We start from the raw sequence: 25,362 nt of genomic DNA, 5'->3' as shown, positions 1-25,362 counted from the left end.
TATTGCTGCGCACATTATAAAAATGCGGCTGCAAAGTTGCAATTTATCCTACTGCACTCAGTTCATTTGCCAAACACTTGACGTAGCTTATACCCAGTACGAGATCGCAATTCTAGACATGACTTGCCTGACCAGCACGATAATCTATCGCCTGATGACGCCAGTGTTCACGTAATTGTGGAGTAAACTCTAAATGGTTTTGGTCATAGACCGTTCCATCAATTTCACGTGCAATCAGTCCTGAAATGCTGACCATGGTATCAAAGGCATTTTGCACATCGCTGTGCGGCAAAGCGAGGAAGAACGCTAAACCTTTAACTTGTTCGCTCGATAAAGTTTCTAAATCAAAACCATCTGCGCCTTCATCATTAATTTGTAAAACTGAAAATAATAATTTAGTGCCATCTTCGTTATAGCGATGGAAACATGACATTTCACCGAAACGTAAACCATATTTCATCAAGACTTTTAAGGCTTTATCGCCCGAAAGTATGCGACGTTCAGGGAAGACATTCAGCGCGATAAAAGATTCAGCGGTTGCCAAGGCACTTTCTTCATCCATGATTTTTTGTTCATGCAAATGCGAATCTAAAATGCTGCTTTCTTCATTAAATTCTGAAATTTCGGCAGTTTCAATGTGTTGATTCAGACTGTATTCAGTCGAAGCTTTGTTTTGCTCGACAGTCTGCGCATTCGGTTCAGTTTCTACAATCACTTGCTGAATTTCATCCGATAATGAATATTCTGAAGTTGTCGCTGTCGGGCTTGGCGTGTCTTGTGCAACTTCAGACTTCGATATCGTTGTGGATGGATCAAGCTCAGAATTTTCTGTATTTGCCTGCAAACTCGGTTCAACTTTGTCAGTTTCTGTGCTTGAAGAAGCCACGACATCATCCGTTAAAGCCTGTGGTTCAGACTTGGCAGGCGCATCTTGCGTAACTTCATCTACCGTTAAAGTCGGCTCCACACGCGGTGGCGTAGCGTCGCTTTGCAATTGGTCACGTACATGGCGTGGAATAATCGGTTTTTGGCTTTCTGCATTAAATTGCAGTTCCGAATCTAAGGATGGCGCTGAATCTACAGGTTTTTTTAGAATCATTTTCAAACCAAACGCCATGATCACAATAGCGATGACAATTCCAACGATTGTGGTGATTTCCATATTATGCCTCCGCGACTAGGCCGTATTCTGCGGCTTCTTCTAAATTTACGGTTACTAATTTTGAGGTTCCCGGTTCAGGCATGGTAACACCTAAGAGGTCGGTTGCCATCGTCATAGCAAGTTTATTATGTGTAATGTAAATGAATTGCACTTGTTCAGAAAGTTCTTTTACTAAATTACAAAAGCGCCCCACGTTAGCATCATCTAACGGTGCATCAACTTCATCGAGTACGCAAAATGGCGCTGGGTTTAAACGGAAGATTGCAAAAACCAAAGCCAAAGCTGTCAGTGCTTTTTCACCCCCTGAAAGTAAGGCCAAAGAACTGTTGCGCTTACCTGGTGGACGCGCCATCAATTTCACCCCAGATTGCCAGTCATCTTCCAAGCTCAGACTCGCTTCACCGCCATTAAAGACTTTAGGAAACAACTCCTGCAATTCGGTATTCACCTGATCAAAAGTATTCATAAACAGTTTACGAGTTTCCTGATCAATACTTTTCATTGCCGCCTGTAACTGCGAAACGGTATTTTCCAAGTCTTCAATTTGATGGCTTAATTCTGCAAAACGGGCAGATACTTCTTCATATTCTTCCGAAGCCGCCAAATTGACCGCACCCAATTTATCAAACTGTTGCTGCGCTTTCGCCAGTTTTTGTTGATGCGCAGGGACATCAATCTGCAAACCTGTGATGATCTCGCTGTTTAAATCTTTTAACTGTTCAGAATAATGCTGATAGTCCGACTTTGCCGATTGCCATGCCAAGCGCTTTTCTTCGAGTTTGGCACGTAATTGTTCATCTTGCTGCTGTTGCTGCTGCCGTTGCTCGGTCAGTTGCTGCTGTTTGGACTGCACACTGTTCAATTCCACTTGCCATTCCTGCCAAGTTTTTTGCAGCTTTTCAGTCTGCTGCTGCTGCTCTGAAAACTGAGTTTCCAAGTCAGGCAATTCCAACTGAACAGGATCGACAAACTTTTTGGCTTGTTCCATTTGCGCCACAATTTGTTGATATTGTGCTTTTAAGAAAGTGGCATCTTTTTCTAACAGTTCAATTTGCTGCTGAGTTTGTACCGCTTGACGACGTAACAGATCCACTTCTTGTTGCTGCTGCTGAAACTGTTGCTGTGAACTATCCAGCTGCTCATTCAGCTGCTCGACCTGAAATTGCAAGATTTTATACTGCGGTAAGGCTTGCTCAAGTTTAAAAGCCAAAGCATGCAAATCAATTTCCAGATCATCTTTTTGCATGGCATCTTCTTCAAGCTGCTCATCTAATTGTGCCAATTGATGCTGTAATTGCTGTTGCTGTACTGCAAAAGCCTGTACCGCACTTTCGGCTTTCGCCATTTGCACATCTAGCGTTTGCAAGGCTTGCTGTTGCTGTTTGAGCTGTTGCTGTTGTTGCTGCAATTGCTGCTGCAACTGTTTTACCTGTTGCTGCAATTCAGGCAGTTGCTGTTCTGCTTGCTCATATTGTGGCAGTTGCAACGCCAACGCCTGTTCAATTTCATCCAAGCGAATCCGATGGCTTAATGCCCCTTGCCCTGCCTGTGCCGCTTCATCATAAAACAGCCCGATTACCCAGTCTGCTCCCACATGATAACCATCTAAACTAAGGATAGACTGCCCTGCTTGTAATTGCACTTGCAATGCCAAAGCCTGCGATAAACTTTCTGTAATTGCGACACTTTGCCACAAGCTACTTTGCGGTGAAGCAATCCAGTCACTGAGCGACTCACACCCCGAAAGCTGTATTTTTGATGTTTTTGAATCTACAGCCAAATGAATTTTTAGCTGACGTGCGCGGCTGTCCTGAAATTCAATATCTGCTTCTACCACCTGCGCAGATAACCATTTAGCCAAGAACTTTTCAATTAAATTGGCATGTGGTTTCGCCACATCTGCAAGTTGTAATACTTGCATCAACTGCACCACATCGGTTTGGGCTTTTGGACTTTGCTTAATGAGCAATTGATTGAGGTTTTTCTGTTCTGACTGCAAAATCTGAATCTCAGATTTTAAGGTCGCACACTGTGCTTTGTGCTCATTATAGTTGGTCTGCAACGTGGCGAGTTGCTGAGTGCTGTCTTGAATATTCTGTTCTAGTGTTAGCATTTCAGCCTGCAAGCGGGTCTTTTCGTCTTGCAGTTGTTGCATTCCCTCTTGCTGATCTTGCGGCTGAATTTGTGCAAACTGCTGTGTCAGGGTTTGTTTTTGCTGTTCAATACGGCTGATATTTTTGGCTAACTGCTCACTTTGCGCCTGCATGTGCACATGCTTTTGTTGTTGCTGTTCTACTTGCGCTTTGACTTGGGCATATTGTGCAGCTTGGGTTTGTTGCTGTGCTTTTAAATCCTGAAATTGCTGGCTCTGCTGCTGCGCCAAATGATCTTGCTGCTGTAGATTTGCCTGTTGGTTTTCTTGCTGATCGACCAAACTCTCTAGCTGCAATTCAATCAACTGCAAACGCTCTTTGGTTTGTGCTTTTTGTTGTTCAAGCTGCGATAAAGTCGCGGTATTTTGCTGAAACAAACTTTGTTTTTGTTCCAAAGTCATTTTCAGTTCAGCCAGTTTCTTTTCTGCCTGTTGCCATTCTTGCTGTAGCGGTGTCGATTGCTGAATCAAACGCTGAAACAACTCACTGGTCGCAGTTAAGTCATGTTCCAAAGTGGTCAGCTCAGAGCGCACCAATTTAAAACTTTCCCCTAACTCATTCATACTCAGGGTATATTCTTGCTGTAAACGTGCACTGTGTTCACACTGAAAAGACAACACTTCGACTTTAATGGTGCGAATTTCGCTCTCAAGCGCTTTGTATTGAATTGCTGTTTCTGACTGACGTTTTAAGGTTTTTAATTGCGATTTTAGTTCTGAAGCAATATCTTCCAAACGCGCCAAGTTCTGCGTGGTGTGATCCAAATGCAACATGGTTTCACGACGACGCGCCTGATAACGTGACACACCTGCGGCTTCTTCAATAAACACCCGCATTTCTTCAGGTTTGGCATCGACCAAACGGTTGATCATGCCCTGTTCAATAATTGCATATGAACGTGGGCCTAGACCTGTGCCTAAGAAAATATCGGTAATGTCACGACGGCGGCATTTGGTACCATTTAAAAAATATTCTGACTTGCCATCACGGTTGACCTGTCGACGGACTGACAGTTCATTATAGGCATTATAGGCACCGCCTAATTTGCCGTAGGTATTATCAAAACGCAGTTCTACACTGGCCACGCCCACTGGTTTACGCTTGGCGGTGCCCGTGAAAATGACATCCTGCATACTGCCGCCACGCAACTGGCGCGCACTAGATTCGCCCATCACCCAACGAATGGCGTCAATCACATTGGATTTACCACAACCATTCGGCCCCACCACAGCGGTACGGTTGGCTTTAAAATGTAAGGTCGTACTGTCGGCAAAAGATTTGAAGCCAGAAAGTTTTAAACTGCTTAAACGCATAATGTCCCAATTAACGGCGTGAACGTCTTGCCCATGCAAGCTCGATCTGTTTCATACGGGTCAGAGATTCCAACACCAAGTTGCGCAAGTGTCGGCAAAAATCTTCCATAAATAAAGTGGCTTGTTGTGATTTTCTGCTTAAAATTGCATCACTCACCAGTTTAAATAATTCAAAAGATTCTTGTAACTCCCGACGCGAAGTATTTAAGGTCAAAAAGTAACTGCGTCTTAACGATGGCAATAACTCTTGATAGAACTTCATTAAATATAAATTTCCCACCATATCAGGCTGCCGTGCCAGATATTGAAAAATTAAATCATAAAACTTTTCAGTATTGCCCAAGCGACATTGCTCTGCCAGTTGCAGCAAAAGTTGTTGTAAGGCTTCGGCTTCATGCATTCGCCACGTGTCCGCAATACGCTGCACAATATAACCCAATAACAAACTGCTGCTGTCAAACAAAGCTCGGACTTGCTGTGCCGACATTTCCGACACAATTGCACCACGACGTGGAAAAATTTCAATCAGATGAGTACGTTGCAATAACAACAGCGCTTCACGTACCGAACCACGACTCACGTCCAGTTCTTTGGCGATGCGCAATTCCTGAATACGCTCACCTTCAACCAAATCACCGCTAATAATCTGTTCTGCGATGTGTCGGGCAATTTGTTCCGATAAACTTTCTGATTCTTGTTGTTGCATACTGTTCCTATCTTGTTTTTATAAGATGCAGTGATGAAAATTCGGAGCTACTCTCATTTAAGACATCTCAGGATCATCCTTCGACTGCAAGCATAGCTCCGATACAAGCATCTTTCTTTTTACTGCGAAACAGATCACAACGCCATGACATTGTCCGACAATTTCATGGCGCTAGAGCCAATTTTACATGGCTTAAAACAAAGAAAATAGCGACTCAACTTAGAAAAATACTCGCATACCCTGATATACAAAATAACAGCCAACGGTGGTCAGCAAGCAGGCAAAACATTTTTTCAACATCGCTGGCGATAACAAATGTGCCACTTTCGCACCAACTTTGGCAGTAATAAAGCTCATCACACTAATGCCTATAAATGCATAAATGTGGATATAACCAATGGTATTGGGTACTGCAACTTCGGCTTGCTTACCAAACCACATAAAGCCTAATGCCCCCGCCACCGCAATTGGCAAACCACAAGCGGCTGAGGTTGCTACCGCTTTTTGCATGACCACGCCGTAACGGTTTAAGTACGGCACTGTTAAACTGCCACCGCCAATCCCAAAAATTGCAGAGGCAATGCCAATCCCACCGCCCGCCATGACTTGCTTTGCAGTTGAAGGCAAATGATGTGAAGGATCAACCGCAATATTTGCGCCTCTAAACATCTTAAAAGCCACCCACAGTGCAAAACCGCCAATTAATAATTGTAAGCCTTGCCCCGAAAGGAAATCGGCAATACCTGCACCAACAAATGCACCCACAATTAAACCAGGCGCAAGATTACGAAATACAGGCCACATCACCGCACCTTTTTTATGGTGTGCCGTAACTGAGCTGATCGAAGTTACAATAATGGTTGCCAATGATGTCCCCACCGCCATGTGCATTAACACCGATGGGTCATAATTGAGTTGAGTGAACACAATATATAAAATTGGCACAATAATTAAGCCGCCGCCCACGCCAAACAGCCCTGCTGCAAATCCAGCAATTGCACCAATCAATAAATATATGATTAACTCCATAAATATATTCCACTATTTGTAAATTCGTATGGATGTAGAAACCCGACAACTGCAACAACAACTCACAGAAGCAGGACAGCTTCCAGAAGTACTCATCCTGAAGCCGATTACCACTTCCACCAATGATGATGTACGGGAAATTGCACAAAAAGGTGTGCAGAGTGTCTTGGTATGCAGTACCAGACAAACGCATGGTCGAGGACAACGTCAACGGCAATGGGTATCACCCGAAGGGAACATCTATTTAAGCACATTGCTAAATTTACGAACACCTGTAAATGGGCGTTTGGCTTTAGAAATTGCGTTAAATATCTTGCAAATGCCGAGTCTACAGGCGCTGAATCTACAAGTAAAATGGCCAAATGACTTATACAGCCCGCAAGGCAAATGGGGCGGCATCTTAATTGAGCCAATTTCTGCACAGCAAGTCATTGTTGGGGTTGGGCTTAATCTTGCACCTGTCAGCTCAGCAGTTATTGATCAAAAAACCACATCTTTAACCGAACTGGGTTTGGTATCTATTGATCGTGTGCGCCTGATCGCAGAGCTTTATCTTGCCATTCAACAAGCCTGCGACTGGTTTAATCACGATTGCTATAATTTGGCATCTCGCTTCAATCATCATGCCGCATTTATGCAACAACAAGTTGAATTTGAACATTTTAAAGGTACTTGTCAGGGTACTTTTTTAGGCATTCAGGATGATGGCGCAGTGCAAATTGAAACAGCACAAGGGCTTGAAGTTTTTTATCAGGGACGTTTACGCCCTATCGATCATGCCGAGTCATCTTCATGAAAAATTTATGGCTAGATATTGGTAACACCCGCCTGAAATATTGGGTCACAGAACAAGACCGCATCATCGAACATGAAGCAGAATTGCATTTGCAATCTCCTGCCGATTTGTTGCTGGGTTTGATTCAACACTTTAAAAGTCTGAATGTGCATAAAGTAGGCGTGTCATCGGTACAAGATCAGAAGAATAATCAACGCATTCACTTGATTTTAAAAACCCTGAATGTGCCTGTGATTTATGCCAAAGTGCATGCAGATTATGCAGGTTTGCATTGTGAATATGATATTCAACAACTGGGGATAGATCGCTGGCTGCAAGTGCTTGCCGTGGCAAATGACCCACAAGAAAATTATTGTGTCATTAGTTGTGGTACGGCGCTGACTATTGATTTGGCGGATGGACTGACGCATTTAGGCGGCTATATTTTACCGAACTTATATTTGCAACGTGATGCACTGATTCAAAACACCAAAGGCATTAAAATTCCCGATGCTGCATTTGATGAACTCACCCCAGGACGCAGCACCATTGATGCTGTTCATCATGGTATTTTACTCGGCTTGCTCAGCACCATTGAGCATGTAATTCGACAGTCACCACGTAAACTGATTTTAACGGGTGGCGATGCACCGCTGTTTGCCAAATTCTTGCAGCAATATCAACCGCAAGTCGAGCAAGATTTATTGCTCAAAGGTTTGCAGCGTTATATTCAATATGCAACCCATGAAGTGCACTAAAAACCAAACATTGCTCCATCTACGCTGATAAATCTTTCGGTGTAGCTGTCATCTACGAATAAAGAACAACAAAAAAGCAGGCGCATTTTTATGCGCCTGCTTTTTTAACACTTTGATTCTAAGATGTTTTTAACAATTATTTCTTGGTTGGGTCGTTGCCACCAAACAATGGCCCCATACCGCCGCCACTGAATTGCTTTTGTAAACCGCCCAGTGAACGCATCATTTTTGCCATGCCCGATGGATTGGCAAATTTTTTCATCATTTTTGCCATTTGTGCATGTTGCTTGATCAACTTATTCACTTCTGACACATCCATACCACAACCCGCAGCAATACGTTTTTTACGGCTTGGATTCATCAGGTCTGGGTTACGACGCTCTTTGATGGTCATCGACTGGATAATCGCTTCCATCTTTTTCACTTGCTTTTCAGGATTGGCTTGCGCAATTGCATCTTGAATACCTGAGTTGCTCATGCCAGGCAACTTGTCTAAGAAGCCCATCATGCCGCCCATTTTATTCATTTGTTCAAACTGCATCAGCATATCTTCAAAGTTGAAGCTGCCGCCTTTTTGCAGTTTTTTCGCCATTTTTTCGGCTTTTTCTTTGTCGATTTTACGTTCAACTTCTTCGACCAAAGACAGCACGTCACCCATGCCCAAAATACGTTGTGCAACACGTTCTGGGTGGAATGGCTCTAGGGCATCGAGTTTTTCACCCATCCCCAAGAATTTAATTGGTTTACCCGTAATCGCACGAACTGAAAGTGCTGCACCACCGCGCGCATCACCATCAGTTTTAGTAAGGATTACACCTGTTAATGGCAAGGCATCATTAAAGGCTTTGGCTGTATTTGCCGCATCCTGACCCGTCATGGCATCGACCACGAACAAGGTTTCAGTCGGTTTAATCGCTGAATGTAATGCCTTGATTTCATCCATCATGTCATCATCGACGTGCAAACGACCTGCAGTATCGACAATTAACACATCAGCAAACTGAATTTTTGCCTGTTCGATGGCACGGTTGGCAATATCGACAGGGTTTTCATTGGCATTCGAGTCAAAGAAAATCGCGCCGACTTCACCTGCAACCGTTTGTAGCTGTTTAATTGCCGCAGGACGGTAAACGTCGGCAGATACCATCGCTACTTTTTTCTTCTGACGTTCTTGTAAGAAACGTGCCAATTTTGCTGCAGTGGTGGTTTTACCCGCACCCTGCAAACCTGCCAGTAACACCACAACCGGTGGCTTGGCAGCAAGGTCAAGGCTTTCATTGGCCTCGCCCATCATTTTTGTGAGTTCGTCATAGACAATTTTGACGAACGCCTGACCAGGGGATAACTGAGTCATCACTTCCTGACCCAATGCCTCTTCCTTAACTTTCGCGATGAATTCACGAGTTACAGGTAACGCCACATCGGCTTCAAGAAGTGCCATACGTACTTCACGTAACGTATCTTTAATATTGTCTTCGGTTAGCTGCCCTGAGCCAGTAACATTTCTTAAACTCTGCGTGAGTCGTTCTGTTAAGGTATCAAACATTGCAAATTCCGCTTAAAATAGCCATTAGCAAAAAAATGTTTCTTTAAAATAGAAAATTTATGCACAAGATGCTATAGGATACTGTAGTTCGCATCGAATTTATATAAATGAATATTCATCATCCTGAAAAAGGTTTGACATGATCAGTCTCCCCTTGGTTTATACGATTTTAGCATTAATCGCTTATACCAGTTCTTTTTGGTATTTATTTTCACATTTAATGTCTAAACGTGCGCCAAATCACTGGTTTATTCGTTCTCTGCTCAGTTTGGGCTTATTGCTGCATGCTGCCGTGTTGTATAACGATATGTGGACGCCGATGGGTGTCAACTACAACGTGTTTAACCTAATGTCATTTACTGCGGGTTTAATGTTGTTATTGAGCTTGCTGTTCAGCAGTTACCGACCTGTAATTGCGCTAAATTTGATTGGTATTCCTGTAGCAGCAGTGGGTTTAATTGCAGGTTTTTCATTCAGCCAACATAATTTATTTATTAACCAAAACTCGATTGGTTTAGATATTCATATTATTTTATCGCTGTCTGCTTATGCCGTATTGTTGATGGCGACCATTCATGCCGTGCTCATGTGGTTTCAAAACCGCGAACTGAAAAACAAACAAAAACGTCGGGTTTGGGTAAATTTGCTGCCGTCTTTGCAAGATATGGAATCTTTGCTGTTTGATATGTTGATTGCAGGTTTTGCCTTACTCACAGTCGCACTAGGTTTTGGTTTCTTTACGGTAGAACATTTCTTTGCACAGCATTTAGCACATAAAACTGCCTTTAGTATTATTTCTTGGTTTGTCTATGGGTCGTTGTTACTTGGGCGTTATAAGTTTGGCTGGCGTGGACAAAAAGCGATTCGCTTTACCATTATTGGCTTCTTTTTATTGGCGCTCGGTTTTATTGGTTCTAAATTTGTGTTGGAAATGATTTTGAGTAAGTAAGGTGTTTTTATTTTGCTCATTCAAAGTGTAGGATGATCAATTATTTAATAGCATAGTCGAGGGGGAATGGGCTGTTTAAATTAAGCCAATCATTTAAATGATTTCTAACGATGTAAGAACTCAATTAAAAGATCTAGTCTAGGATGCACATCAACTGCATGGACTAGATAAAACTTGAGATACAGATCACTGTGTCAAATAAAACAGCTTAAATACCAGAACCTTAGCTACAACCACTTCAATTCAAAACCCTTTTCCTAGACAACCCACAGAAAAAAACGTATAACTCCACTTTTGTTTGAACTGGCAGCATCTTGTGAAACTGATTCTTGCACCCATGGAAGGCTTAACCGACCCCATCATGCGTGATGTAATCACGTCTGTAGGCAGTTTTGACTGGTGTGTAACAGAGTTTATTCGGGTCACAGACAGCATTTTGCCAGACCATATCTACCACACCTATTGCCCAGAACTACTCACCAATGGCAAAACTGCGGCAGGTACGCCTGTGCATGTTCAGTTTTTGGGGAATAATCCTGAAATGTTAGCCGCCAATGCAGCCAAAGTTGCGGCTATGGGTGCACCTGCAATTGATATGAACTTTGGCTGCCCTGCCAAAACAGTCAATCGGCATCGTGGCGGTTCAGTTTTACTCGATGAACCCGAAGTAGTATATGAACTGGTTAAAGCGGTTCGCGATGCCGTTCCTGCTCATATTCCAGTTTCCGCCAAAATGCGTCTAGGCTATATGGATCGGAACTTCATGCTAGAAAATGCGCACGCCATTGAAGATGCAGGCGCAGCATGGGTTACAGTACATGCACGTACCAAAGCCGATGGCTATACGCCTCCCGCATTTTGGGATCAGCTACGTCCTATTCGTGAAGCCTTGAAGATTAACGTCATCGCCAATGGTGAAATTTGGAACAATACCGATGCCAAACAATGCCAGTTAGAATCGGGCTGTGAAGATTTGATGATTGGTCGTGGTGCGGTCACCACCCCAGACTTGACCCAATGTATTCGTCAAAATTCAGACCTGCCTTTGCTGAGTTGGCAAGATTTGCTGCAACTACAAATTCGCTTTATTCACGGCCCTGCCAAAACAGAAATTGGGATGCTGGGACGTTATAAACAATGGCTCGGCATGATGTCGAAACATTATCCCGAAGCCAAAGCTTTGTGGGATGAAATCAAGCGTCTGAAAAAGCTGGATGAAATCATTGAAAAATTAGTCGCGCACACGACTTAAACATTGAATCCATCAAACTCAAGCTTCATCTAAAAAATTTCAGCTTTTATTAGGGTCTGCTGACAATTCGTCTATGTTTGCGGCGATGCATATTTTTTAGCTGATATAAGGCATGGGACAGGAAATTTAGTCATTCTAAATGACTGGCACATAACGCAATAGCAGCAAAAAATATGCTCGCCCTGAAAGGCTGTGGCTAAAACTTTCTCAGATTGTGTTATGAAACTTAGCAATAGTCTCGCTATTACTTGCGTTTCATGCCTGATCTGCTCAGTTTTAGCCTACAGCGCAAGCCATTTATGAAATGTCAAAAGCCCCTAGTGAATACCGGCTATTCAACCTTGCTGACAAAGCTTGGCATTTCCCATGCACTGCCTGCAAAACCTTTGCATTGTCCTGCATCGAATTGATAGCTTTTGACAAACTGCTGACCATTCCACGCCCACTCAATTTGACTGAAACAATCGCCAATTCCACGCCCTTTTTGATAGGCAAAAATCTGTCCATTGCTAAATTCTGAAGCAGAATCAGTTACAAATTGCTGTATCTTTTGCAGTTTTTTATCCATAACCCAATAAGCCACACCCCAATTATAAGCCCCTCGCCAACAGCTTGCCTCAACCAACACGCTATCTTGATTTAAGAGATAAGTATGAATCTGCTGTTCTGCTTGTTCAGGTTCAAACAGCATATAACAATCTTCACGATCTACGGTTTTTTGTAAAATTGGATATAACTTTTCTGCACTGGCCGCGGTAAGCACCTGTGCTTTGGCGGTTCGGTGTTGAGGCTGCATGAGAATGTTAATTTTAGGCATCGCTTGCGCTTTTAAGACCTGCGTGGATGCTTGATTGCCTTTTGCCAATATTGCGGAGTCTGTACCCACACGTTTTTGAAATTCATCCATTTTTAGCAACACTGCACTCATGCCTGCATCAGACAATTTCCAGCGTTGTTGACCATGTTTCAACTCGATCACGACATGCTGACGCGCCTGTGCCAACAGCTTTTGCACACTGGCAGCAGATAAATTGGCGATACTTTCATGAAAGTTTAATTGCTGCAAAGCGCGTTCATTTAAAAATAAAGTGGCTTGAGCAATATCTTCTTGAATTTGCAATTGCCCTTGTACAGCACTCTTTGCACCTGCTTGACGGGTCAATAACATACTGATCGGTTGTTCAAAATCATCATCGCTTTGGTAGCCTGCGGCACGGCAGGTTCCTGTATTATCACAGGCCAACTCCCAATCTTGATGCTGAAAATACAGTCCTTGCAAAGCAGTCGACTGGCTTGAAGCAATCGTTTTTTCAGCAGTGATCGGTGCTGCAAAAATACCAACACTACCGAATAAACCACTGATCGCCAGCAATATTTTTAGATTGCATCTGAAATTCATAATCTTCGCAACTCCTGAAATGGTCATCTATAATTCAACGGCTCAATCAAAGCTAAATTTAGCACCTTGCCTACTCAGCTCAATAAAAAAGCACGCCAGAGCATGCTTTTCTAATGCAATTGAACATCAAGATTTAATGTAAAAAATTACGATTCCTGTGTTAAATCCTTGACCGTGGTGCTTGCGCCATTGGTTTTCACTGACTCAATTCCTTTGTCACGTGATTGTTCAGAAGTATAGAGCTGACTCGTACCAATAATCTGATGGTTGGCAGCTTTTAAATTAAAATACGGCTTATCATTCTTAGATGTCAGTCGATCATAACGCCCATCATCCTGACTGTTCTTTTGTACCGAAGCGATGCCATTTTTTGCCGATGCTTTCGCCTTATACTGTTCACTGGTTAAGATAATTTCGCCATTCCCAGCTTTAAGTACAAAGCGGTACTGACCATTGCTTGCTTGTGAAATCTCAAACCATCCTGACATACTTGCCCCCAGTTTTCTTGTGAGTGGTGAAGTGTGTTGTTGAATGATGCTAGGCTTTAAACTGCCTAAAAATTATTCTTTTCACTTAAAATATAAAGGACTTAGGCACAAGAAAACAGTATTAATTTTGTACACTCTTAAAGTTATTGTTGCTCAATTTGAATACTAAAATACTTTTATAAACTCCATAAAAAAGCGCAGGCAACTCAAGTCGCCTGCGCTGTTGAAATCTGCTTAAACTTAAGCTTTTTTCACATATTCAGATTTTAATTTCATAGCCCCCATGCCATCAATCTTACAATCAATGTCATGACCATCTGCTGCATCTGGAATTAAGCGAATATTTTTCACTTTCGTTCCCACTTTTACAGCAGCCGAAGAACCTTTAATTTTCAGGTCTTTAATCACAGTCACCGTGTCGCCATCTGCCAACACGTTGCCGTTTGCATCTTTAATCACAGCAGCAGTTTCTTCTAGCTGTTCCCCTTCTTTCCACTCATGTGAGCATTCAGGACAAATCAGTAGGTCGCCATCTTGGTAAGTGTATTCTGATTGGCATTTTGGGCAATTTGGCAAAGACATAAAAAACCTCAAAAACTATATTATAGCATTTTTTACTGAATTTTCATAAACTTAAAATCCTTATAAAGCACAAGGATAATCAAATAAAACTCTTTAATTGGACTGTGCTAAGCGTTGCAGCATCACGCGTTTTAATACCACTACATGATTGTGCTGCTCATCTTTAGCTGCTGTGACCAGAGTGATTTTTTGCTGCTGTGCCAGTTCACACAACGCCTGTAAAGCCTCTTCTTGCTCTGCTAATTCAGCTATATAACGCTGCTGAAACTCATCCCAATGTTGTTCAGGGTTTTGATGATACCATTTACGCAGCCCAGTCGAAGGCGTAATTTCTTTGGGCCATAAGTCAATACGAGCGCGTTCTTTACTCACACCACGCGGCCATAAGCGATCAACCAGCACCCGTGTTCCATCTGCCTGAGTCGCTTCAAGATAAGCGCGTTTCATTGCAATATCCATATTTGCACCTCTGCATCTTTTATGATGACGTCATCAGCGCCAAAGTTTTAGGCAGCAGATTATGTATCACAAATAAAAAAGCATGTGATCAACACATGCTTTTCAGATACCCGATTTAATCTTCGTAATCGTCTTCGTCTTCATCATCGTAGACGTAAGCCATACAGCCCCAGCCATCGTATTCACCGCCATGTTCTTCAGCAATTTTGCTGAACCATTGCTCTAAATCGATAATGTCTGAATACTCTGGTTCCATGTAAACATAAATGGTAATGATCCATTCAACTGCGTCAGATTCTTCATCTTGGAATAATGAAATTTTTTGTTCTTCGGCCAACAAATACAAAGCACATTTTTCAGCTTGTTCTTGTGTGGTAAAAGCGATGGAGTACTCAATCTCATGTGGCTCTGTCAGGTCATCCCCATCTTCATGCATTTGCCAAAGTACATTGCCATTATCATCATCAGGGAATTGTTCATAGTCACGTGTCATGCGAATATCCTTGTTATCTTTTTAGCCAATATATATCTGGCAAGTGACAAAATAGTGAATTCAACATAGCACAAATTTGCCCGAAGGACTCAATTTTCATCTCGTTTTACACTGACTTTAGTCTGAATTACCCAGAAGCTTGCTTTTACATGACACTACAATTGCTTTAAGCATTTGCAGCCAGTTTAATTTGTGGCATCTGACAAGATGCTTTCCTGTTTAAATGCCAACAGTAAAGCAGCAAACTTTAATTCTTCTTGTCGAAGTGTTAAGTAAGAGTCTAGAATTTTTGCGTGTCCAAATGCAGCCGCATAATGATTCAGCAAAGTAAAATCATCCTGCAAAGCTTGAAGCGATTCAGCCAGATTATGTTCAGTCAGCTGCGCCAAATATAAATCTGCTTTACTATTAAATGCTTGAGCCAGCAAAGTCACTGCCGCTAGACGGCGTTGCTCATCGACAAAAGCACAATGCGCAACTTCTTGATTTTTAACCGCATCTTGAATCTTGTGTCGTACTTGCTGCAGGTGTTGTGCTGCATCACTATAGCCATAACCTTCAATCAGATCATCCAATAGCTGCTGTGCAGGCAACTGAAAAGCAGGCGTATGATGTTCAATTTTATGATACAGCGCGGTCATAATCTGTTCGAGTTGCTGACGTTCTTCAACCAAGTTATAAAAAGCACCCAATTGATCTTGTGCTGTTTTAAGCGTTTTGGCTTTGGTTTTTTGCTCATGCTCGGCTAAAAAATTTCGGACTTTTTCAACTTGTTGCTTGCACTGCTCCCGCGTATTTTCCGCTTCGGATTTAATCATTTCTACAAACATTTCTACTTGTTGACGACGTTCTAATACATATTGCTCAACGTCTAAAATATGTTGATAGTGCTGCAAGGTTTCTAAACGACCTTTTAAACTGCCTATTTCGATGCGTAGCATGGTGAGCTGATGCTCTAATTCATTACTTTCTAACTCATCGGACGCCAAATTGGAGCGAGTGCGGTCTAAATTGCTTTGTAAAGATTGAATGCTGGCAGACAACTCACGGCGGCGCTGAGATTGCCAAAAAATAATCACCACCAAAACAATAATGATTGCACCCAATATATACAGCATATAACTTCTCCCACCCGCATTGGTCTGCCATATTTTGAAAAACCATCTTCAGTTTTTAAAGACGCTTTCTAACCCGCTTTGACAGCCCACCACACTCAAAAACACAAAGTTTTAAAACAGCGAGTTATTCACATCCTTTATTTATGCCAAGGCAAATGAATAACGACAGCTCTAAGGATACGTTAGCGAGTTAGCGGCACGAAGACTATCCCAATTTTTGAGTATTTTCACAAAAAAATTGAAAAATATGCGCCTGTTAGAAAAATTGAATCCAAAAATCTCTAAAAAGGAAGCTGTGCCCGAATTGCAACAGGAATTTGGCTTAACGGTTGCGTAAAAGCCAAATAACTAGCATGCAGCGCCATCCGACCTAAAGTGCTTTTTTTCGGTTCAGGATGATATAACTTATCGCCTGTAATGGGATGTCCAATATATTGCATGTGTACTCGTAACTGATGTGAGCGCCCTGTAATCGGGGTGAGCAATACACGGGTAATATCTTCAACCGCACAATATTCCAAAGCCTGATACAGCGTTTGCGCAGGCTTGCCTAAATCGAAATGCACAATTTGGCGTGGACGGTTTTCCCAATCGGTAATTAAAGGCACATCGACACTGCCCTCACCTTCAAGTTTGCCTTGAATTAAAGCAATGTAGTTTTTTTCTACTGTTCGCGCCTGAAACATTTTACTCAATGCGACTTCTGCATCACGATGCTTGGCGAACATGAGAATGCCTGAGGTCGCCATATCTAAACGATGGGCAATTTTTGCCTGAGGATAATCTGCGAGTACTCTTAAATATGCGCTGTCCTGATGTTCGGGCAAACGCCCAGGCACCGACAATAAACCTGCGGGCTTATCAATCACCAATAAATCGTCATCTTCATAGACAATTACTAAGGGATCTTGTGGAGGTGCATAAATAAAGTTGTCGTTTAAAGCCATGAACATACAGCATACAAAGCGGTGCGGGCAAAATATCAAGCACAGCCCGAACTGTCAATTCAGTCGGGCGATGTACTTTTTAGTGTAAAGATTTAGATTTTAAATTGGCTGAGTCTGCCAAGCTTAATCTGTCAAACTTAGTCTGCGAAACTTAGTCTGCGAAACTTAGTCTGCTAAATAGTATTCCACCGTAGACACCACACGTACTTTTTTCAAATATGGCGTGTTGCTGTCACGATCTTCAATACTAAATACACCCTGATTGGCTGATTTAATTTTACCTAGACGACTGTCAGAATCTGCGGCAAATTTTTCTGCAACACTGCGGGCATTTTGTGTGGCTTGCTCAATCATGGCAGGTTTAATGTCATTTAGTTGTGTATATAAATATTCGGTACGTTGCCCGTAATCTTCACCACCAAAGGCAATTCCATTTTTGCCTAAATCGACCAAACGGCTTTGTGCGCTGCGCACTTTATCAATATTTTTGGTATAGACCGTAATGGTTTGATGTGCGGTATAACGCAAAGCAACATTGCCATCGCCACCATATTGCTGGGCGTATTTATCGGTAATTACAGGAGCAGCAATGGTGATTTCTTCAGGACTAAAACCTTCATTTTTTAAAAAGTTTTGAATCTGGGATGTTTGGCTTTGCATGGTGTCGTACAGCGCGGCCAAGTCTTGACTGGCGGTACTAAAACGAATTGGCCACACCGCGACATTGGCTTTTACTTCACGTTCAGACAAACCTTTGACTGAAACCACACGCTCATATTGTTTAATTTTGAGTGCGCTATTGCCCAAAATCCAGCCTGCTAGCACCATCCCCAAACAAATCAGCCCACCTAAAATCAGTGCGGGTTTTAATTGATTCATGTTTGTAAACTCCTTGAATTGTGGTCTTTCAGCCTTGCTGTGACAACATCTTGTATTTTAAACGTGCTTTAAAACTGTGGTATTTAAGGTCGCATCATATACAGCGCAATGAGCGGTGCAATATTGAACAGCAATACCCCTATTTTATAAACTACCATGCCACCATAATGAATCGCATCAAAACTTGCATCGGAGAGTTTGAACCATTTGCCATGTAACTGCCGAAGCCAGTCATGGGCAAATATCAACACAACAAACCACAGCATTAAAATAGCGTAATTAATTAGGGCGCAAGTCAGTAAAAATCGACACCAAAAATCGTAATCAACACTCATATCACACCTGTTTAGATGCAGATCACAAGCTCAATTTAGCAGATTTAGATAAGTGACTTGATGGGAGTTTTGTAGCGAATATTTAAAAGAGATTTAAATTTAAACTGATATTTTATTTAGATTTTTATAATTTTATGGCTGTTATTTTAAGTTGTTATTTGTTTTCAAAATTCTTGGGGGTGTTAGGGAAAACAACTGTGGTTTACTTCAACTATCATGCTGGATAAGCCATGATCTTATAGCCTATAAACTTTTAATCTATAGCGTCCTAAGCCGAATCGAGACCTTTTGGGTAAGTACTACACGCACGTTGTACGCAACTGGCAGCAATCTACTCTTTTCGATCCCCATCACACCCTTGGGATATATAGTAATGATTTAAGCATGGGATTGTTTCCCCAAAATGATTTAATTCTCATATTTTTTTGAATTTTTTATTACATTTTTAACAATATTTTAAAATATTTTCCAAATAGGCAATTTTTATGCGTTTAAACCATCAAATAAAGCAGAAATATTGAATTTATTACCACATATTTTATGAAATGGTTTCAAACTGCTCCTGCAAGGCTTATACCGAAGATTCTGCAACTTTCTTTTTGCCTCGAATCCAACGAATAGCCCAAATTAAAGCAATGACCACTACAAATACCACTAACACTGGCACAATTAAAGACAATACCGAAAGTACTGCTGCACCAATCCACTCTCCTGTTGAAACAATAGGATTCGCAACTCCACCTGTAGTTGCAGTTGATACTCCACGTACCGCAACCGTGCTCATTTGCACTACACCTGCTGTACCTCCACCCACAATAATTGCCGAAGCCCAACTGGCAAATTGCGACATTTCGCCACTGCTTACTGCCATAGTGGTGAGTGTTCCTGCAATCATGGCAGCAGGTGTGGCAACGGTGTCGAGCATATTATCGACCCACGGCACATAATATGCGGCTATTTCACTGACTGTTGCTACAGCCAAAGCTAGACAAACAGCAGGCATGGCCAGCCATTCAAAACCTTTTAAGGGTTCAAACCACCCCATCAGAGCTGCGACACTCATAACCAATAATGGTACGAAAACCCGAAAGCCACTGGCAGCACTCAGACCAATGCCGACACATAAACCGAGAATTGTTTCCATGCTGTACCTCATTGCTTGTGGTTTTCTATGGCTAAAATAGCAAAAAGCCCCATCGGGTGATAGGGCTTTAGATTAAAAACAGGATCAGCTGTTTTTGTCGTGTAGCTTAGGCAACCTTGTTGTTATATTGGGTGCCATGGCATTTGGTACACGGTGGTAGACGGTCTGTACCAATTTCTAAGTAAACGCGATGCCCGCATTGGACACAAAAATAGAAGCCTGTTCCTGGTTTATCACCTGCAGTTACCATCTTTGTTCTCCGTATGGTTTAGAAATGGTCAATCCAGTATATCTATTCTGTGATGATTGTCTATTGTCCATTTTGACAGGTGATGATGGCAATTGGGCGAAAGCCTATACTAATTAATTACTATAGCAGCACATCATTTATTGCAATTCCAGTTTCAACATAACGTGCATACCATTTGCCATATAAGCTGTGATTATCTTCATAAAAACTTGCAGGCATACAATCATTTAATTTATTTATCCTGAGTAACGCATCTTCATCTTTTGTAATAGTTGTATGAAAAATTTGTTTATCTAATAACTCTCGTAAGCTTTCTAGAGTTAAGGGCTTTTTTAAATGCTCTTCCAATAATATCTTAGAAATTACTTTTAAAGGAATAGAGTGATCTCGTGTAACTAACTTGTCTCTTCTTTTGATTAAATCATTACGATCCTTACTGTTTGTAGTTAGGCTTATTTTAGACTCGAAATCCTCATAAATTTTCTTAGCTTTTTCTGATGTTTTCGTATTCCAAAGTAATTTAGACCATTTAGCATTTCCATTTTTACTTATAGAATTATTTGCATAACAGTAATATGAGTCTATGAAATGCCTCATATGCTTCACTCTGCCATGATTTAATTCTAATAGTATATGCTTTAATTCAATTTCTGAATTTTCTAAATGCCCAACCATAATGCTTTTCCTCTGTTTTAATTTCATGATAAATATCAATATATTATCACTATTTTTATGGGTGAATATTTGTCTATTTTTAATTTTTATAATTTCTCCCAACTCTTTTTTTCAAGAAAAGTTAGGAGAAATTTTTTAAAAAATCAAGCCACATTCCCTTCCAAGAAGTCCTGCGCAAAGCGTTGCAATACACCGCCCGCTTCATATACAGACACTTCTTCTTCAGTATCTAAACGGCAAGTCACAGGCACTTCAATCATTTGATTTTTTCCGTCTGCTGTTGAACGCTCAATCACCAAAGTTAAGTCTGAACGTGGCGCAATATTACCCATCACGCTATAGAGTTCTGTACCATCCAAACCTAAAGTTTTACGGTTTACACCCGCTTTAAACTCAAGTGGTAATACGCCCATACCCACCAAGTTAGTACGGTGAATACGCTCAAAACCTTCAGCCACAATTGCTTCCACACCAGCAAGACGCACACCTTTTGCAGCCCAGTCACGGCTTGAACCCTGACCATAATCCGCACCCGCAATAATAATTAACGGCTGTTTACGGTTCATATAGGTTTCAATCGCTTCCCACATACGCATTACTTCGCCTTCTGGCTCAACACGCGCTTTAGAACCTTGCTTAATTGTGCCGTCTGAACGTACCACCATTTCATTAAACAGTTTTGGATTCGCCAAAGTTGCACGCTGTGCAGTCAAATGATCACCGCGATGCGTTGCATAAGAGTTGAAATCTTCTTCTGGCAAGCCCATTTTTGCCAAATATTCCCCTGCTGCCGAGTCTAAAATAATCGCATTCGATGGAGATAAATGGTCTGTGGTGATGTTATCGCCCAAAATTGCCAACGGACGCATATTGGCTAAAGTACGTGGCGCAGCCAATGCACCTTCCCAATATGGTGGACGGCGGATATAAGTACTTTGTGGACGCCAGTCGTAGAGTGGACTTTCAGATTTTTCCGACTCTCCCAAATCGAACATTGGAATGTACACTTGGCGGAATTGTTCAGGTTTAACCGATTCTTTCACCAAAGCATCAATTTCAGCATCAGATGGCCAAATATCTTTCAGATAAATCGGGTTACCATTTTGATCTGTGCCCAAAGCATCTTTTTCGATGTCAAAACGAATCGTTCCTGCAATCGCATAAGCCACAACCAACGGTGGCGATGCCAAAAATGCTTGTTTCGCATACGGATGGATACGACCATCAAAGTTACGGTTACCCGACAGCACCGCAGTCGCATACAAGTCACGGTCAATAATTTCTTGTTGAATCGCTGGGTCTAATGCACCAGACATACCGTTACAAGTAGTACATGCATAAGCGACAATACCAAAACCAAGTTTTTCTAAGTCTTTCAGTACGCCTGCTTCTTCCAAATACAATGCAGCCGCTTTAGAACCTGGTGCAAATGATGATTTCACCCAAGGCTTACGCACTAAACCTAACTCATTGGCTTTACGTGCCAACAAACCTGCTGCTACAGTATTACGCGGGTTTGAGGTATTAGTACAAGAGGTAATCGCAGCAATGATGATGGCACCATCTGGCATTAAACCATCAGTACGGTTTTCAACCACACCTGCAATGCCTTTTTCTTTTAAGTCTGCAGTTGAAACACGCGCATGCGGATTCGATGGGCCTGCAATGTTACGAGTTACTGTTGAAAGGTCAAAACGTAATACACGTGGATACTCTGCCTGTGTCATTTCAGATGCCCAAAGACCAATTTCTTTAGCATAAGTTTCAACCAGTTTGACCTGATCTGCTTCACGACCTGTTAAGGTTAAATAGTCGATGGTGTTTTGATCGATGTAGAACATAGCGGCAGTTGCACCATATTCAGGTGTCATGTTGGAAATCGTGGCACGATCCCCCACCGACATGCTATCTGCACCTTCACCAAAGAATTCTAAATATGCACCGACCACACGTTCTTTACGCAAAAACTCGGTTAAAGCCAATACGATGTCCGTTGCCGTAATACCAGCCTGACGCTGACCGACCAACTCCACACCAATAATGTCTGGCAGACGCATCCAAGAAGCACGACCCAACATCACGTTTTCAGCTTCAAGACCGCCTACACCTACAGAAATGACACCCAAAGCATCGGTATGTGGTGTGTGTGAGTCTGTACCCACACAAGTATCTGGGAATGCAATGCCTTCACGGTTTTGAATGACTGGTGACATTTTTTCCAGATTAATCTGGTGCATGATGCCGTTGCCTGCAGGAATCACATCAACATTTTCAAATGCAGTTTTCGTCCATTCAATAAAGTGGAAACGGTCTTCATTACGACGATCTTCCACTTCACGGTTTTTACGGAAAGCATCTGGGTCAAAACCGCCATATTCCACAGCTAAAGAGTGATCGACAATTAACTGGGTAGGTACGACAGGATTCACTTTAGAAGGATCGCCACCTTGATCGGCAATTGCATCACGTAAACCTGCTAAGTCAACGAGCGCAGTTTGCCCCAAGATGTCGTGACATACCACACGCGCTGGATACCACGGAAAATCATGCTCTTGTTTACGCTCAATCAATTGTTTTAAAGATTGTTCTAAAATTGCAGGATCACAACGGCGCACTAACTGTTCTGCAAGTACTTTTGAGGTATAAGGAAGTTTGGCATAAGCGCCTGGCTGGATATCTTCAACGGCTTGTCGCACGTCATAAAAATCGAGCTGAGTGCCTTGCAGTGGTTTGCGGTAGTTGTTATTCATCTGGTATTCGCCCTTACTCTATTGTTCTCAACATCTTATGGGATGATTGTTTCCACCCATCGAAAGCATTGTACGCTGCCAAAAACCCATTTCCCAAATCCTATATATTTCATACACTTAAATATAAAAACAGGGGTTTTTGAAACATTTAATTACATTTTGAGTAAAATTCTTGCCCTAAAAATGCTTTTTTTTGAAAAATAGCGCAAAATTGACCTCATTCTTTAGTCTTAGATTTCAATGTGAAAGGTTATTCATGCGCGATTTAGCTTTCAGTGCTTTAAGTTTAAACGGTGTCGATGCACAAAAATTCCTGCAAGGTCAGGTAACAGTCAATGTCGAAACATTAGCTGAAAATACAACCTATTATACCGCAATTTGCAGTTTAAAAGGACGCGTTCAGTTTGGCTTCTGGCTTAAAAAAATCTCGTCCGAATGTTTTGAAATCATCAGCACAGCCGACCAAGCCGAAGATTTAGCCAAACATATTAAAAAGTTTGGTGCATTTTCAAAAATGCAGCTTGAAACCATCGGTACGGTTTACCCAACCATTCAGGGCAATCAAACTGAATTTTCAGCTGAAGTGACTGATTTAAACGCATGGCAACTACAAGCGATTGAAACAGGTCAGGCATGGATTCAAGCCTCAACAGCAGAAGTGTTTCAACCGCAGGAATTGCGTTTGCATCAACGAGATGGCGTGCATTATGACAAAGGCTGTTATTTGGGTCAGGAAGTCGTGGCACGTTTATGGTTTAAAGCCAAACCAAAACATTGGTTGCATTTAATTCAGGGTTCAGGCGAAGCACCTGCACCTGCCGCCAAACTGAATAATGATGTGGAAGTGGTGAATAGCATAGCGACTGCAGAAGGTTTTAAAGCGTTGGTGGTTGCCAAACCAAGTGCTTTGGAAGAGTTAGCTGTACAAGTATTGGCTTTGCCTGAACATTTGAATGGCGATGTTGCACGTCCGCAATAAAATAGATTCCACCCGCTCAGGTTAAGGGAGTCGCAAGATTCCCTTCAAATGACAATGAAAAAGCATTCGTACACATTTTTTATATTTACATTCACACTTTTCAACTTATGATGAATGCACCACTGTAAAAACAAAACGCACATCAACGGAATGATGTGTAAAAGAGAACAAGGTACAACTCAAATGATGAAAAAACTACTCATTGCGGGTGCAATCGCCCTATCTAGCAGCATCAGTATGGCAAATAGCAACATTCCAACCGATCCTGCTTTTGCCAAAATTGAACAATTAATGCAAGCCAACAAGGTTAAAGATGCCTATCAGGAATTAGAAAAGCTTGCCAAAACAGGCAATGCGCAAGCCATGTATAACTTAGGCTATTTGACACAAACTGGACAAGGCACAGCAAAAAATGAAAAGAAAGCCATTCAGTTGTATGAGCAATCTGCCCAAAAAGGCTACCCTGTTGCGAGTTATGTTTTAGGCAAAAACTATCTTACTGGCGCACTGGGTTTAAAACAGGATGCTGCTAAAGCCAAACAATATTTACAGACGGCATCCAATCAGGGTTTTAATGATGCCACAGTCGATTTAGCCGTTTTATATTTCTCGGAAAATACGGCAGCATCTGACCAAAAAGGTTTAAAACTATTACAACCTTTAATTGCCAAAGATCATTATCAAGCCATACATGCAAAAGCCTTGTACGAAATTAGCACAGGCTTTAAAAACAAAGATGAAGCACCAATAAAGCAAGGGCTGCAAAGCATTCAAAACTTGGCGCAAAAGGGTTATATTCCTGCACTCATGGCAGTGGGCAATATGTTTGTGAATGGCAATATCGTGCCGCAAAACTTGCCTGAAGCGAAAAAGATTTTTGCCTCACTGGCACAGGAAAATGTAGCGCAAGCCAAAGAATCATTGGCTGTGGTTGAAAAAATGATGGCAGATCAAGCCAAAGCTTCCAACAAGGCAACCGCTAAGAAAAGTTAAGATAGTTTCTTTATAAAGGCTATTAATCAGAGAAATTTTAAAAAAAGTCTGTATCAGCATGGTACAGACTTTTTTATGATTTGAGCACTTCGATACCGTTGCTATCTCCAAGTGAAAGAGGACTCCACCCGTCAGTCAGGGTGGAGGTGAATTTCACAAATTTCAACCTTGTTGATTCTGAATATATTGTTTGATTATTTCCAAAGGCGCACCACCACAAGACCCTGC

Annotated in this window: 24 protein-coding genes; 6 read left to right on the top strand and 18 right to left on the bottom strand. The window is 41.8% G+C overall.

Annotated features, from left to right (window positions below; translation table 11 throughout):
- Positions 1-112: 112 nt before the first annotated feature.
- The 4 genes from FTU66_RS00120 to FTU66_RS00105 all read right to left on the bottom strand — a co-directional run bounded on the left by FTU66_RS00120 (position 113) and on the right by FTU66_RS00105 (position 6,363).
- A complete protein-coding gene (locus tag FTU66_RS00120) occupies positions 113-1,162 on the bottom strand; it encodes a cell division protein ZipA C-terminal FtsZ-binding domain-containing protein (protein WP_179988528.1) in 1,050 nt (349 codons plus the stop codon).
- Between the two features lies 1 nt (position 1,163).
- The gene (smc, locus tag FTU66_RS00115) at positions 1,164-4,628 is read right to left on the bottom strand and encodes a chromosome segregation protein SMC (protein ID WP_180112136.1); all 3,465 of its coding nucleotides are present in this window, start codon (positions 4,626-4,628) and stop codon (positions 1,164-1,166) included.
- Positions 4,629-4,638: 10 nt separating this feature from the next.
- Positions 4,639-5,334: a GntR family transcriptional regulator gene (locus tag FTU66_RS00110; RefSeq protein ID WP_004972365.1), complete on the bottom strand. Its 696-nt coding sequence runs from the start codon at positions 5,332-5,334 to the stop codon at positions 4,639-4,641.
- Between the two features lie 219 nt (positions 5,335-5,553).
- Positions 5,554-6,363 (bottom strand): sulfite exporter TauE/SafE family protein, encoded by an 810-nt coding sequence (locus FTU66_RS00105; RefSeq protein WP_004972366.1) that lies wholly within the window; start codon positions 6,361-6,363, stop codon positions 5,554-5,556.
- A 28-nt stretch (positions 6,364-6,391) separates the two neighbouring features.
- On the opposite strand from FTU66_RS00105, the gene FTU66_RS00100 reads away from it, so the two are divergent.
- Both FTU66_RS00100 and FTU66_RS00095 read left to right on the top strand, forming a co-directional pair.
- On the top strand, positions 6,392-7,159 hold the full coding sequence (locus FTU66_RS00100; RefSeq protein WP_004972369.1) for a biotin--[acetyl-CoA-carboxylase] ligase: 768 nt from the start codon (positions 6,392-6,394) through the stop codon (positions 7,157-7,159).
- On the top strand, positions 7,156-7,896 hold the full coding sequence (locus FTU66_RS00095; RefSeq protein WP_004972372.1) for a type III pantothenate kinase: 741 nt from the start codon (positions 7,156-7,158) through the stop codon (positions 7,894-7,896). Before FTU66_RS00100 ends, FTU66_RS00095 begins: the two co-directional genes overlap by 4 nt.
- A gap of 136 nt (positions 7,897-8,032) precedes the next feature.
- On the opposite strand, the gene ffh is transcribed toward FTU66_RS00095, so the two are convergent.
- Entirely contained in the window at positions 8,033-9,442 is a 1,410-nt protein-coding gene (ffh, locus tag FTU66_RS00090; protein WP_096902093.1) for a signal recognition particle protein, read from the bottom strand.
- A gap of 139 nt (positions 9,443-9,581) precedes the next feature.
- Here ffh and FTU66_RS00085 point away from each other — a divergent pair, with 139 nt between their 5' ends.
- Positions 9,582-10,391 (top strand): inner membrane protein YpjD, encoded by an 810-nt coding sequence (locus FTU66_RS00085; RefSeq protein ID WP_004972376.1) that lies wholly within the window; start codon positions 9,582-9,584, stop codon positions 10,389-10,391.
- Positions 10,392-10,707: 316 nt separating this feature from the next.
- A complete protein-coding gene (locus tag FTU66_RS00080) occupies positions 10,708-11,643 on the top strand; it encodes a tRNA-dihydrouridine synthase (protein WP_180112135.1) in 936 nt (311 codons plus the stop codon).
- Positions 11,644-11,974: 331 nt separating this feature from the next.
- On the opposite strand, the gene FTU66_RS00075 is transcribed toward FTU66_RS00080, so the two are convergent.
- The 13 genes from FTU66_RS00075 to acnD form a co-directional block, all read right to left on the bottom strand.
- Positions 11,975-13,042, bottom strand: a complete 1,068-nt coding sequence (locus tag FTU66_RS00075; protein WP_180112134.1) for a DUF1176 domain-containing protein — start codon at positions 13,040-13,042, stop codon at positions 11,975-11,977.
- A 146-nt stretch (positions 13,043-13,188) separates the two neighbouring features.
- Positions 13,189-13,530 (bottom strand): YegP family protein, encoded by a 342-nt coding sequence (locus FTU66_RS00070; protein ID WP_004972386.1) that lies wholly within the window; start codon positions 13,528-13,530, stop codon positions 13,189-13,191.
- Between the two features lie 240 nt (positions 13,531-13,770).
- Positions 13,771-14,112, bottom strand: a complete 342-nt coding sequence (locus tag FTU66_RS00065; protein ID WP_004972388.1) for a zinc ribbon domain-containing protein YjdM — start codon at positions 14,110-14,112, stop codon at positions 13,771-13,773.
- A gap of 93 nt (positions 14,113-14,205) precedes the next feature.
- Complete coding sequence (locus FTU66_RS00060) at positions 14,206-14,571, bottom strand: DUF488 domain-containing protein (protein WP_004972391.1); 366 nt, start codon at positions 14,569-14,571, stop codon at positions 14,206-14,208.
- 115 nt (positions 14,572-14,686) lie between these two features.
- On the bottom strand, positions 14,687-15,064 hold the full coding sequence (locus FTU66_RS00055) for a ribonuclease E inhibitor RraB (RefSeq protein ID WP_096901552.1): 378 nt from the start codon (positions 15,062-15,064) through the stop codon (positions 14,687-14,689).
- 185 nt (positions 15,065-15,249) lie between these two features.
- Positions 15,250-16,182, bottom strand: a complete 933-nt coding sequence (locus FTU66_RS00050) for a DUF5660 family protein (RefSeq protein ID WP_180079618.1) — start codon at positions 16,180-16,182, stop codon at positions 15,250-15,252.
- Positions 16,183-16,463: 281 nt separating this feature from the next.
- Entirely contained in the window at positions 16,464-17,129 is a 666-nt protein-coding gene (locus tag FTU66_RS00045; RefSeq protein WP_104853295.1) for an RluA family pseudouridine synthase, read from the bottom strand.
- A 165-nt stretch (positions 17,130-17,294) separates the two neighbouring features.
- The gene (locus FTU66_RS00040) at positions 17,295-18,008 is read right to left on the bottom strand and encodes an SIMPL domain-containing protein (protein WP_180112133.1); all 714 of its coding nucleotides are present in this window, start codon (positions 18,006-18,008) and stop codon (positions 17,295-17,297) included.
- A gap of 83 nt (positions 18,009-18,091) precedes the next feature.
- Positions 18,092-18,343, bottom strand: a complete 252-nt coding sequence (locus tag FTU66_RS00035) for a DUF6868 family protein (RefSeq protein WP_179989198.1) — start codon at positions 18,341-18,343, stop codon at positions 18,092-18,094.
- Between the two features lie 571 nt (positions 18,344-18,914).
- Positions 18,915-19,487, bottom strand: a complete 573-nt coding sequence (locus tag FTU66_RS00030) for a DUF4126 domain-containing protein (protein WP_168526271.1) — start codon at positions 19,485-19,487, stop codon at positions 18,915-18,917.
- Positions 19,488-19,593: 106 nt separating this feature from the next.
- A complete protein-coding gene (locus FTU66_RS00025; protein ID WP_004972403.1) occupies positions 19,594-19,737 on the bottom strand; it encodes a zinc ribbon-containing protein in 144 nt (47 codons plus the stop codon).
- A gap of 120 nt (positions 19,738-19,857) precedes the next feature.
- On the bottom strand, positions 19,858-20,439 hold the full coding sequence (locus FTU66_RS00020) for a hypothetical protein (protein ID WP_180112132.1): 582 nt from the start codon (positions 20,437-20,439) through the stop codon (positions 19,858-19,860).
- A gap of 116 nt (positions 20,440-20,555) precedes the next feature.
- Positions 20,556-23,162: a Fe/S-dependent 2-methylisocitrate dehydratase AcnD gene (acnD, locus tag FTU66_RS00015; RefSeq protein ID WP_178867332.1), complete on the bottom strand. Its 2,607-nt coding sequence runs from the start codon at positions 23,160-23,162 to the stop codon at positions 20,556-20,558.
- A gap of 256 nt (positions 23,163-23,418) precedes the next feature.
- Here acnD and FTU66_RS00010 point away from each other — a divergent pair, with 256 nt between their 5' ends.
- Positions 23,419-24,141: a folate-binding protein YgfZ gene (locus tag FTU66_RS00010; protein ID WP_180112131.1), complete on the top strand. Its 723-nt coding sequence runs from the start codon at positions 23,419-23,421 to the stop codon at positions 24,139-24,141.
- A 186-nt stretch (positions 24,142-24,327) separates the two neighbouring features.
- Positions 24,328-25,134 carry a tetratricopeptide repeat protein gene (locus tag FTU66_RS00005; RefSeq protein ID WP_026438287.1) on the top strand — a complete coding sequence of 269 codons (807 nt, stop codon included), beginning with the start codon at positions 24,328-24,330 and terminating at the stop codon, positions 25,132-25,134.
- Positions 25,135-25,362 lie beyond the last annotated feature (228 nt).

The organism is Acinetobacter sp. YH12131 (assembly GCF_013418635.1).
Lineage (GTDB): Bacteria > Pseudomonadota > Gammaproteobacteria > Pseudomonadales > Moraxellaceae > Acinetobacter > Acinetobacter towneri.
This window is presented reverse-complemented; position numbering and strand designations above follow the sequence as displayed.